General features: G+C 58.9%; 11 protein-coding genes. 10 read left to right on the top strand and 1 reads right to left on the bottom strand.

Features of this window, described 5'->3' with window-relative positions; translation table 11 throughout:
• Positions 1-252: 252 nt before the first annotated feature.
• The 8 genes from xthA to PGR23_RS03850 all read left to right on the top strand — a co-directional run bounded on the left by xthA (position 253) and on the right by PGR23_RS03850 (position 7,896).
• Positions 253-1,059, top strand: a complete 807-nt coding sequence (gene xthA, locus PGR23_RS03885; protein ID WP_315710841.1) for an exodeoxyribonuclease III — start codon at positions 253-255, stop codon at positions 1,057-1,059.
• A gap of 239 nt (positions 1,060-1,298) precedes the next feature.
• The gene (locus tag PGR23_RS03880; protein ID WP_161801924.1) at positions 1,299-1,919 is read left to right on the top strand and encodes a TVP38/TMEM64 family protein; all 621 of its coding nucleotides are present in this window, start codon (positions 1,299-1,301) and stop codon (positions 1,917-1,919) included.
• Complete coding sequence (locus tag PGR23_RS03875) at positions 1,906-2,616, top strand: TVP38/TMEM64 family protein (RefSeq protein ID WP_396279604.1); 711 nt, start codon at positions 1,906-1,908, stop codon at positions 2,614-2,616. The genes PGR23_RS03880 and PGR23_RS03875 overlap by 14 nt, the downstream gene beginning before the upstream one ends.
• The gene (locus PGR23_RS03870; RefSeq protein ID WP_047077939.1) at positions 2,613-3,176 is read left to right on the top strand and encodes a carboxymuconolactone decarboxylase family protein; all 564 of its coding nucleotides are present in this window, start codon (positions 2,613-2,615) and stop codon (positions 3,174-3,176) included. Before PGR23_RS03875 ends, PGR23_RS03870 begins: the two co-directional genes overlap by 4 nt.
• A 9-nt stretch (positions 3,177-3,185) precedes the next feature.
• Positions 3,186-4,364, top strand: coding sequence for an ABC transporter substrate-binding protein (locus PGR23_RS03865; protein ID WP_380376188.1), 1,179 nt, complete (start codon positions 3,186-3,188; stop codon positions 4,362-4,364).
• Entirely contained in the window at positions 4,337-5,869 is a 1,533-nt protein-coding gene (locus PGR23_RS03860; protein WP_396279603.1) for a thiamine ABC transporter permease, read from the top strand. The genes PGR23_RS03865 and PGR23_RS03860 overlap by 28 nt, the downstream gene beginning before the upstream one ends.
• On the top strand, positions 5,869-6,513 hold the full coding sequence (locus PGR23_RS03855) for an ATP-binding cassette domain-containing protein (RefSeq protein WP_430915606.1): 645 nt from the start codon (positions 5,869-5,871) through the stop codon (positions 6,511-6,513). The genes PGR23_RS03860 and PGR23_RS03855 overlap by 1 nt, the downstream gene beginning before the upstream one ends.
• Before the next feature lie 75 nt (positions 6,514-6,588).
• On the top strand, positions 6,589-7,896 hold the full coding sequence (locus PGR23_RS03850) for a rhodanese-like domain-containing protein (RefSeq protein ID WP_047045093.1): 1,308 nt from the start codon (positions 6,589-6,591) through the stop codon (positions 7,894-7,896).
• Positions 7,897-7,901: 5 nt separating this feature from the next.
• Here the strand turns inward: PGR23_RS03850 and PGR23_RS03845 are convergent, their stop codons facing one another.
• Positions 7,902-8,534 carry a CDP-alcohol phosphatidyltransferase family protein gene (locus PGR23_RS03845; RefSeq protein ID WP_047045098.1) on the bottom strand — a complete coding sequence of 211 codons (633 nt, stop codon included), beginning with the start codon at positions 8,532-8,534 and terminating at the stop codon, positions 7,902-7,904.
• Positions 8,535-8,634: 100 nt separating this feature from the next.
• Here PGR23_RS03845 and PGR23_RS03840 point away from each other — a divergent pair, with 100 nt between their 5' ends.
• Positions 8,635-9,033 (top strand): pyrimidine (deoxy)nucleoside triphosphate diphosphatase, encoded by a 399-nt coding sequence (locus tag PGR23_RS03840; protein ID WP_047077936.1) that lies wholly within the window; start codon positions 8,635-8,637, stop codon positions 9,031-9,033.
• Positions 9,034-9,226: 193 nt separating this feature from the next.
• The gene (gdhA, locus tag PGR23_RS03835; protein ID WP_396279601.1) at positions 9,227-10,570 is read left to right on the top strand and encodes an NADP-specific glutamate dehydrogenase; all 1,344 of its coding nucleotides are present in this window, start codon (positions 9,227-9,229) and stop codon (positions 10,568-10,570) included.
• The last annotated feature ends 43 nt before the right edge of the window (positions 10,571-10,613 follow it).

Here is a 10,613-nt window from a genome sequence, read left to right as displayed (position 1 = left end):
AACGGCGCTGGATAGTGGAAAAAGACGATAAGTTATGCAGCGATAAGATATAATTCTGTAATTGTGATCCTCTACGAAATTTATCGTAGATATCTGCGCTTTTTTGGCGCGACATGCGCCAAAACGGTGCATAATTTGTGCGATTCGCTCGCCAACCGCAGTAATCGGTAGAATTAACCACCTGCCGGCAGCCACCATGATGAAATTCTGCTAACATCCTTGCACTATTCACCTTGCACAGTGGCAGCGACTATGAAATTCATCTCTTTTAATATCAACGGCCTGCGTGCCCGCCCCCATCAACTGGCCGCCATCGTCGATAAACATCAGCCCGATGTTATCGGTCTCCAGGAAACCAAAGTTCACGACGATATGTTTCCTCTCGAAGAGGTGGCGAAGCTGGGCTACAACGTCTTTTACCATGGGCAAAAAGGCCATTACGGCGTGGCGCTGCTGACCAAAGAGACTCCGATAGCCGTGCGTCGCGGCTTCCCGGGCGACGGCGAAGATGCGCAGCGTCGCATCATCATGGCGGAAATCCCCTCACCGTTTGGCAATGTCACGGTAATTAACGGCTATTTCCCGCAGGGTGAAAGCCGCGACCACGAGACCAAGTTCCCGGCAAAGGCGGCGTTTTATCAGAATCTGCAGAACTACCTCGATACCGAGCTGAACAAAGAAAATCCGGTGCTTATCATGGGCGATATGAATATTAGCCCTACCGACCTTGATATCGGCATCGGCGAAGAGAACCGCAAGCGCTGGCTGCGCACGGGTAAATGTTCGTTCCTGCCAGAAGAGCGTGAATGGATGGATCGTCTGCTGGGCTGGGGCCTGGTCGATACCTGGCGTCACGCCAACCCGGATAATAATGAGCGCTTCTCATGGTTCGATTACCGCTCTAAAGGTTTTGATGACAACCGCGGTCTGCGTATCGACCTTCTTCTGGCAAGCTCGCCGCTGGCCCAGCGCTGCGTCGAAACCGGCATCGATTACGACATCCGCGGCATGGAAAAACCCTCCGATCATGCGCCGGTATGGGCAACCTTTAAATCATAATTCTTCTCCGGGGCTCCGGCGCGGAGCCCCGCTATCCTGAGCAAAATCAATAAAGTGAACGGTATACATTGTCGCTCACGGCAATTTACTATACTGTCGCGCGCACCCGGCGTTTCCTGCCGGGCAAAACGAAGACAGGAGACCCCTCATGCAAAAGAAGCCGTTACCAGGCACGCTATAAACTGCTGTTTGCCGTACTCCTGTTTGCCCTGCTGGCATGGCTTGTTCATCACGCCGGGCTGACGAGACTGTTCAGCCACCTTCACGATCTTCAATTACTTATTCTGCACAGCGGTAGCGCAGGTTATGCGCTTTATATCCTGCTGTTTATCATCGCCACCTTGTGCCTGATGCCCGGCAGCGCGTTGGTCATCGTCGGCGGTATGATATTCGGCCCCTGGTTGGGCACGTTACTGTCGCTTATCGCCGCGACTGTCGCCTCATCGCTGTCGTTCCTGCTGGCCCGCTGGCTGGGGCGCGAAGCGCTGCAGCGCTATTGTGGTCACCATGCCGTTTTTCAGGCGTTCGAGCGCGGTATTGCCCGCAGCGGCTGCGATTTTCTGATTTTCACCAGGCTGGTGCCGCTGTTCCCTTATAATCTGCAGAACTATGCCTATGGACTGACGGCGATCCCCTTCTGGTCCTTTACGTTTATCTCCACCATCGCCACCCTGCCGGGATTGTTTATTTATACTTTTATGGCCAGCGAACTGGCCCGCGATGGCATCACCCCGGCCTTTATTGGCAAACTCAGCATCGCCGGCCTGGCGCTATTTGTATTAACTCAGGCCGCCAGGCGTTATGGCCGCTATAAACGCATTAGTGTCGCAACATCCGCGGTAGGCGATGAAAATGGATAACAGAAAACGGCTGTGGCTCTCACGCGGCGCTATCGTCCTGCTGGCGCTGGCAGCACTCGTCGGCTGGTGGTTAATACCGGGCGTACGCTCCTTTCTGCAACATAGCCTTAGCGCGTTTGCCACCCTCGATCAGCAGGCGCTGGAGCGTTTTATTCACGCTTATGGCCCGCTGGCGGCACTGGTCTCTTTCGGTCTGATGATCCTGCAGGCGATTGTCGCGCCGCTGCCGGCGTTTTTGATAACTTTTGCCAACGCTTCGCTGTTCGGCGCACTGTGGGGCGGCGTATTGTCATGGGTCAGCGCGATGGCTGGCGCGGCGCTGTGCTTTTTTATTGCCCGCGTATTGGGCCGTGAAGTGGTAGAAAAACTGACCGGCAAGGCGGTATTACAGAACGTAGATGGCTTTTTTAGGCGCTACGGCAAGCACACCATCCTGGTTTGCCGCCTGCTGCCCTTCGTCCCTTTCGATCCGGTGAGCTATGCCGCTGGGCTAACCTCAATCCGCTTTCGCCATTTTATGTTTGCCACCGGCGTCGGCCAATTACCGGCGACTATCGTCTACTCGTGGGCCGGAAGCCTGCTGACGGGGGGGCGGTTCTGGCTGCTCAGCGGCTTATCTATTTTGTTCGCTTTGGCTATCGTAGTCGCGATAGCCAGGTCGCAATACGTTGCACATCACAACAGGAAATCGCCATGAATCTACCGCCGTTAACGTCGATTCCATTGATCCTGCGCCCGCAGGCATGGCTACACCGTCGCCATTATGGCGCGGTGCTCAGCCCTATCCGCTGGTGGGGTCGCATCCCGCTGGCGTTTTATCTGGTTTCGATGTTTGTCGGATATCTGGAGCGCCGGCGCTCGCCGCTCGATCCGCTGCTACGCTCGTTGGTGAGCGCCCGTATCGCCCAACTGTGTCACTGTGAATTTTGCATTGATATCACCAGCATGAAACTGGCGCAGCGCGCCGGCGGCAGCGAAAAACTATTGGCGGTTAACGACTGGCGCAATAACGGATTATTCAGCGATTGCGAACGGTTGGCGCTGGAATATGCCGAAGCGGCGAGCATGACGCCGCCCGCCGTCGATGACGCGCTGCGCGCCCGGCTGGCGCAGCAGTTCGATGCTCAGGCGTTAACCGAGCTAACCGCGCTGATCGGCCTGCAAAATTTATCCGCGCGCTTTAATTCCGCGTTGGCGATCCCGGCGCAGGGCCTGTGCCAAATCCCGAAGCCCGATGTTTCCGACACTCATCCCTAAGGAGTCAATATGCGCAGTCTGCGTTATTGTTTAATTTGGCTTGCCGCGCTGCTGCTGGCCCCGACTCTCGCCAACGCCGACGAGAGCTGGCAGAGCATCAGCCAGCAGGCGCGTGGCCAGACGGTGTGGTTCAACGCCTGGGGCGGCGACCCGGCGGTTAACCGCTACCTCGACTGGGTCAGCGCCGAGGTTAAACGTGATTACGCCGTCGATCTGCGTATTGTACATATCGCCGATGCCGCCGATGCGGTTAAGCGTATTCAGACCGAGGCGCGTGCCGGTCGTTCCCGCGGCGGTTCAATCGATTTATTGTGGGTTAATGGCGAGAATTTCCGCACGTTGAAGCAGGCGAATTTACTGCGCAGCGGCTGGGCTGAAAAACTGCCTAACTGGCGCTACGTCGATACGCGAAAACCGGTTCGGGAAGATTTCTCCCTCGCCACCGACGGCGCGGAATCCCCGTGGGGCGGCGCGCAGCTGACCTTTATCGCTCGCCGCTCGCAGCTGTCTGCCCCCCTGGACAGCGCACAGGCGCTACTGGCGTTCGCCACAGCGCATCCAGGCAGCGTCACCTATCCGCGGCCGCCGGATTTTACCGGCACCGCTTTCCTTGAGCAGTTGCTGATCTCGCTAACCGATCGACCGGATGCCCTGCGCCAGCCGCCGCAGGCGGCCAGTTTCGCCGCGGTGACCGCGCCACTATGGGACTATCTCGCCAGGCTACACCCGCTACTCTGGCGCCAGGGTCGCGATTTTCCGCTGTCACCGGCGCGGATGGACGCGATGCTGGCGCAAGGCACGCTACAACTATCACTCACTTTCAATCCGCTGCATGCGCAGCAAAAAGCCGCCAGCGGCGAACTTCCGCAAGACAGTTATAGCTTCGGTTTTAAACAAGGCATGCTCGGCAACGTGCATTTTGTCGCTATCCCCGCCAACGCCCGCGCTACGGCAGGCGCACAGGTGGTTGCCAACTTCCTGCTATCGCCGCAGGCTCAGCTACGCAAAGCCGATCCGCAAATCTGGGGCGATCCCAGCGTACTCGATCCCGAAAAACTCAACGACGCCCAGCGCGCCGCATTGTACGCCGTGCAACCGAAAGCGACGCCGCCGATGCTGGCTGAACCGCACGCCGCCTGGGTTGACGCGCTGGAGCAGGAATGGTTGCGCCGCTACGGTACCCATTAATTGCGCTGACGTGGGGAGCGATAGCGCTTGTCTATCTCCCTCTGCTTCCCGCCGCCGCGCTGATGGCGGTACCTGCCGTCGACGCCGCGGCCTGGCGGGCGCTATTAAGCGATCCGCAGTTGCCGCAGGCGCTGGCGGCGACGCTAGCTTCTACGCTGCTGGCGGTGGGCGGCGCGCTGTTCATCACCCTGACGGTGATTGGCGCGTTATGGCCAGCCGCCGGCTGGCAGCGCCTTGCGAGAAGATTACCGCTGCTGCTGGCGGTACCCCATGTCGCTTTCGCCACCGCCGCCCTGCTGCTATTTGCCGAAGGCGGCTGGCTGTATCGGCTGTTTCCCGCGTTGAGCCCACCGGCCGATCGCTACGGTATCGGTCTGGGCCTGACGATGGCGGTCAAAGAGAGCGCTTTTTTACTGTGGGTGGCGTATGGCGTACTGGGTGAAAAACAGCTGGCGGCCCACACCGTAGTCATGAAAACCCTCGGCTACAACCGCTGGCAATGTCTGCAGTGGATTATTGTGCCGGCGCTGCTGCCATCGATGAGCCTTGTTCTGCTGGCCACCGTTGCCTGGAGTCTGTCGGCGGTGGATGTCGCTTTAGTGATCGGTCCGGGAAATCCGCCAACGCTGGCGGTACTGGCGTGGCAGTGGCTTAATCAGGGCGATCCGTTGCAACAGGCGAAAGGCGCGTTGGCCAGCCTGCTGTTGTTGGCGTTCACGTTAATCTTCGCGGCCATAGCATCGATAGGCTGGCGCCGTTGGCGGCAAACTATTCCCGCACTATGCGGCAAGCGCGCCGCCCCCGCCAACGCTGCGACCGGACGTATTCTGGCGCAGGTGGTACCCGCCTGCGGTCTGGTTTGCGCATTGTTATTGGCTGGCATTTCGCAATGGACGCAGCCAACGGCTGAGGCGATCGGTAACAGCCTCTGGCTGGCATTGGGCGCAGCGATACTGGGAGCCGCGCTGTGTCTGCTGTGGCTGGAGTTCGGTCCCGCCAGATATAACGGACTCTGGCTGCCATTAATCATCCCGACGCTGCCGCTTGCCGATGGTCAATATCAATTAGCACTCGTGGGCTGGCTCGACGGTCAATTGATGACGGTATTATGGGGGCATCTGTTATGGGTCGTGCCATGGATGCTGTTTATCCTCTCCCCGGCGTGGCGCAATCTTGATCCACGGTTGTTATTAATTGCCCGTACGCTTGGCTGGCGGCGCGGCCGCCTGTTTTGGTGGGTCAAACTGCCGTCAATGGCGCGACCGCTGCTCACCGCGCTGGCGGTCGGGTTTTCGGTGAGTATCGCGCAGTATCTGCCGACCGTGTGGCTCGGCGGCGGACGGACGCCGACGTTGACCAGCGAAGCGGTAGCGCTGAGCAGCGGCGGCGACAGCAGGCGGCTTGCCGCACAAGCGCTGTGGCAATTGCTGCTACCGGCGATCTGCTTTATGGTTACTGCGCTGATGGCCTGGTTTATGGGCCGTCGTCGCCGGGGATTACGCTAATGCTAACCGTTAACGACCTGACATTAACCCTCCACCGCCAACCGCTGTTGTGTGGAGTCAATTTTTCTGTCGCTCCCGGCGAAGTGTTGACCCTGATGGGCCCTTCCGGCAGCGGTAAATCAACCCTTTTTGCCTGGATGATCGGCGCGCTTGCCGACACCTTTCGCGCTGAAGGTGAATTATGGCTCAACGAACGCCGCTGCGACGGGCTCGCCACCGAAGCGCGGCGCATTGGCATCCTGTTTCAGGATGCGCTACTGTTTGACCACTTCAGCGTGGGGCACAATTTACAGCTCGCCCTGCCTGCGGAGATCCGCGGCGCGGCGCGGCGGGCCGAAGTCGAGCACGCGCTGGCGCGCGCCGGTATGCCGGGCTTCGCCTCGCGCGATCCGGCCACGCTCTCCGGCGGACAGCGCGGGCGCGTCAGCCTGCTGCGCGCCCTGCTGGCGAGGCCGCAAGCGCTGCTGCTGGATGAGCCTTTTAATCGCCTGGACGCAGAACGCCGCGCCGATTTTCGCCAGTGGGTATTTGCGGAAATTGACCGGCTGGCAATCCCGGCGGTGCTGGTGACTCACGACAGCCAGGATCTCCCGCCGGGCGGACGCTATATTAATATCGCCGCCTGGCAGGCAAATTCCGTCTAACCTGCGTTATCGCAAAGAAATTCCCTTATCAGGAGCAGAGAATGAGCCCTCCTCTTTCTACCGTCGGGCATTTCGATGAAACGTGTTTCTCAATTGACCGCACTAGCCCTGCTCATGGGGCTTGCTGCTTCCTCTTCTTTCGCCGCTGATACCATGCCAACGCTGGACTTTTCAACGCTGCAACAGCGGCACGGCGTGGCGATAGACACCCGCCTCAGCGCTTTCTATAACGGTTGGCCGCAAAGCGCCAACGGTCCACAGGGCCATGAACCTCAGGCGCTAAACCTCTCCGCTACCTGGCTTGGCGCAATGAGCGACGAACAACTGCGCGCATGGGCTACTCAGCACCAGCTGCAGGCCGATACGCCAATCGCGTTATATGGCGGCGCCGAGGATAACGCCAGAGTTGCGGCGCGCCTGAAAGAAGCCGGATTCACGAAGCTCAGCACGCTTAGCGACGCCTTCAGTCAGAGCGAGCGCCTGCAGAAGCTGCCGCACTTTGAGCAGCTGGTGTATCCGCAGTGGATCCACGATTTACAGCAAGGTAAAACCGTTACCGCCGCCCCGCAAGGCGACTGGAAACTGTTTGAAGTGGCCTGGGGCGCGCCGAAATTTTATCTGCTGAATCACATTCCCGGCGCCGGTTATATCGATACCAATGAAGTGGAAAGCGAGCCGCTGTGGAACAAAGTGTCCGATGAACAGCTAAAAGCGATGCTGGCTAAACACGGTATTCGCCATGACACCACGGTGATTCTGTACGGCCGCGACGTCTACGCCGCCGCGCGCGTCGCGCAGATCATGCTGTATGCCGGGGTGAAAGATGTACGCCTGCTCGACGGCGGTTGGAAAAGCTGGTCCGACGCGAATCTGCCGGTCGAACGCGGTATGCCAGCCGCAGAAAAAGCGGCGGCGGATTTCGGCGCGCCGATCCCCGGTCAGCCGCAGTTAATGCTCAATACCGAACAGGCGCGTGGGTTACTACACCGCCAGGATGCTTCGCTGGTCAGCGTCCGCTCGTGGCCGGAATTTATCGGCACCACCAGCGGCTACAGCTACATCAAGCCGAAGGGCGATATTGCCGGCGCGCGCTGGGGCCATGCCGGCAGCGATTCCACCCATATGGAAGACTTCCATAATCCGGACGGCACGATGCGCAGCGCCGACGATATCGCGGCGATGTGGAAACAGTGGAACATTCTGCCCAACCAGCAGGTCTCGTTTTACTGTGGCACAGGCTGGCGCGCCTCAGAGACTTTCATGTACGCCAGAGCGATGGGCTGGAAAAACGTCTCCGTTTACGACGGCGGCTGGTATGAATGGAGCGGTAATCCGCAAAATCCGGTAGCCACCGGCGAACGCGGCCCGGACAGCAGCAAATAATCTGACTACTGAGGGAGGTTCTGGCTTTGCGCCTCCCTCAGCGTCAGGTAGCCGCTCCAGATACGGGTGAAGGTCGTCAGCCAGCATAACGCGCCGAAGCACCACGCCAGCCAGGTGAAGTGCGCCGGAAACAGGCAACACAGTACAAATAGCAGGATCGTCTCCGTTCCTTCCGTCAACCCGCCAAGATAATAAAATGATTTATGCGCATAGCCCGGATTGGCAATTTGATGCTTTGCCGCAAGGGTCGCAAACGCCAGGAAGCTGCTGCCGGTGCCGATAAACGCAAACAGCAGCCAGCCGCCCGCCAGCGCATTTTGCGCCGGGTCGGCGACAATAAAACCGAACGGCACCAGCGCGTAAAACAAAAAATCGAGCGAAATATCCAAAAACCCGCCCGCATCGCTGAGGCCGCGCCGCCGCGCCAGCGCGCCATCCAGGCCATCCAGCAACCGGTTGAGCAAAATGGCCGCCAGCGCGGCGCCGTACCAGCCGAGCGCCAGAAACGGCAGGGCCAGCACGCCGATAGCAAAACCGAAAAGCGTCAGGCCGTCAGGGGAGATCCCTGGGCGATCGAGCACGCGGGCGATGGCATTCAGTACGGGCTTCAATCGGGGGTGCAGGCGGCTATCAAGCACGGTGACGCTCCATCAGGCTAAAAGGTTGTCGGTACAGGGGAAAGACGGAGATAATACGCCATTATAAGCAAGGCCGGTATTTGAATGATTCAGGACAACTATGCAAAAAATCATTGATGTTGTCGCCGCGATTATCGAACGCGACGGCAAAATTCTCCTGGCGCAGCGCCCGCCGCATGCCGATCAGCCGGGGCTGTGGGAGTTCGCCGGCGGCAAAATCGAACCCGGAGAAAGCCAGCCGCAGGCGTTAGCGCGCGAGCTGGAAGAGGAGCTGGCTATCGTCGCGAGGCCAACCCGCTATATCGCCAGCCATCAGCGGGAAGTTTCCGGACGTTTGATCCACCTGCATGCCTGGTGGGTCGCCGAATTTCGAGGTGAACCGGTCGCCCGTTACCATAGCGAACTGCGCTGGTGTACGCCGTCGCAAGCATTAGAATTTGATCTGGCGCCGGCGGATATTCCTCTGCTGAATGCCTTTATAAACCAACAAGCAGGCTAGCTTCTCTCCCCCTCATCTCCGGCCTGGGTCATCGTTTTTAGTTATGACACTCGTCGGATTATAAATTTTTCTCCGCGCTCAATTTTTCCTTGTCAGCCTAACTATTTCCGGTGTTATAGTCGGAAAATCGGCTTTTTCAAGGCCGGGTATAAAAAATAACAAGCAACCACAACCGTAAGGGGAAATTACATCTATGGATCAGGCGTGTACTCTGGAAAGTTTTCTCGCCCGCGTTCAACAGCGCGACCCGCATCAAACTGAATTCGCTCAGGCCGTCTGCGAAGTGATGACCACTCTGTGGCCGTTCCTTGAACAGAATCCGCGCTATCGTCAGCTCAATTTGCTGGAACGCCTGGTCGAACCGGAGCGCGTCATCCAGTTCCGCGTCGTCTGGGTTGACGATCGCAATCAGGTTCAGGTTAACCGCGCCTGGCGTGTGCAGTTCAACTCCGCAATTGGCCCATACAAAGGTGGTATGCGTTTCCATCCGTCGGTCAACCTGTCGATCCTTAAGTTCCTGGGCTTCGAACAGACCTTCAAAAACGCCCTCACCACGCTGCCGATGGGCGGCGGTAAAGGCGGCAGCGATTTCGACCCGAAAGGTAAAAGCGACGGCGAAGTGATGCGCTTCTGCCAGGCTTTGATGACGGAACTGTATCGTCACCTCGGCCCGGATACCGACGTTCCGGCGGGCGATATCGGCGTTGGCGGCCGCGAAGTCGGCTTTATGGCCGGCATGATGCGCAAACTTTCCAACAACAGCGCCTGCGTCTTCACCGGCAAGGGTCTCTCCTTCGGCGGCAGTCTCATCCGCCCGGAGGCCACCGGTTACGGTCTGGTTTACTTTACGGAAGCGATGCTTAAGCGCCACGGTCTGGGCTTCGAAGGGATGCGCGTCGCGGTATCCGGCTCCGGCAACGTGGCGCAGTTCGCCATTGAGAAAGCGATGGAATTCGGCGCGCGCGTCATTACCGCCTCCGACTCCAACGGTACGGTGGTAGACGAAGCCGGCTTCACTAAAGAGAAACTGGCCCGCCTGATCGATATTAAAGAGCGTAGCCACGGCCGCGTCGCCGACTACGCGCGCGAATTCGGTCTGACCTACCTCGAAGGCCAGCAGCCGTGGTCAGTGCCGGTAGATATCGCGCTGCCGTGCGCGACCCAGAACGAACTGGATGTCGATGCCGCGCAAATGCTGATCGCCAATGGCGTTAAAGCGGTTGCCGAAGGCGCCAACATGCCCACCACCATTGCCGCCACCGATCTGTTCCTCGACGCTGGCGTGCTGTTCGCGCCGGGCAAAGCAGCCAACGCCGGCGGCGTTGCCACATCCGGCCTTGAAATGGCGCAAAACGCCGCGCGTATGGGCTGGAAAGCGGAGAAAGTGGATGCGCGTCTGCATCACATTATGTTGGATATTCACCACGCCTGCGTCGAGTACGGCGGTGAAGAGAAACAGACCAACTACGTCCGCGGCGCCAATATCGCCGGCTTCGTCAAGGTCGCTGACGCCATGCTGGCGCAGGGTGTGATTTAATCTGTGTCTTTATCCCCGACGCCCGGCGTCGGGGATATCAACT

This window comes from Klebsiella sp. 141162 (assembly GCF_050600755.1).
Lineage (GTDB): Bacteria > Pseudomonadota > Gammaproteobacteria > Enterobacterales > Enterobacteriaceae > Klebsiella > Klebsiella aerogenes.
This window is presented reverse-complemented; position numbering and strand designations above follow the sequence as displayed.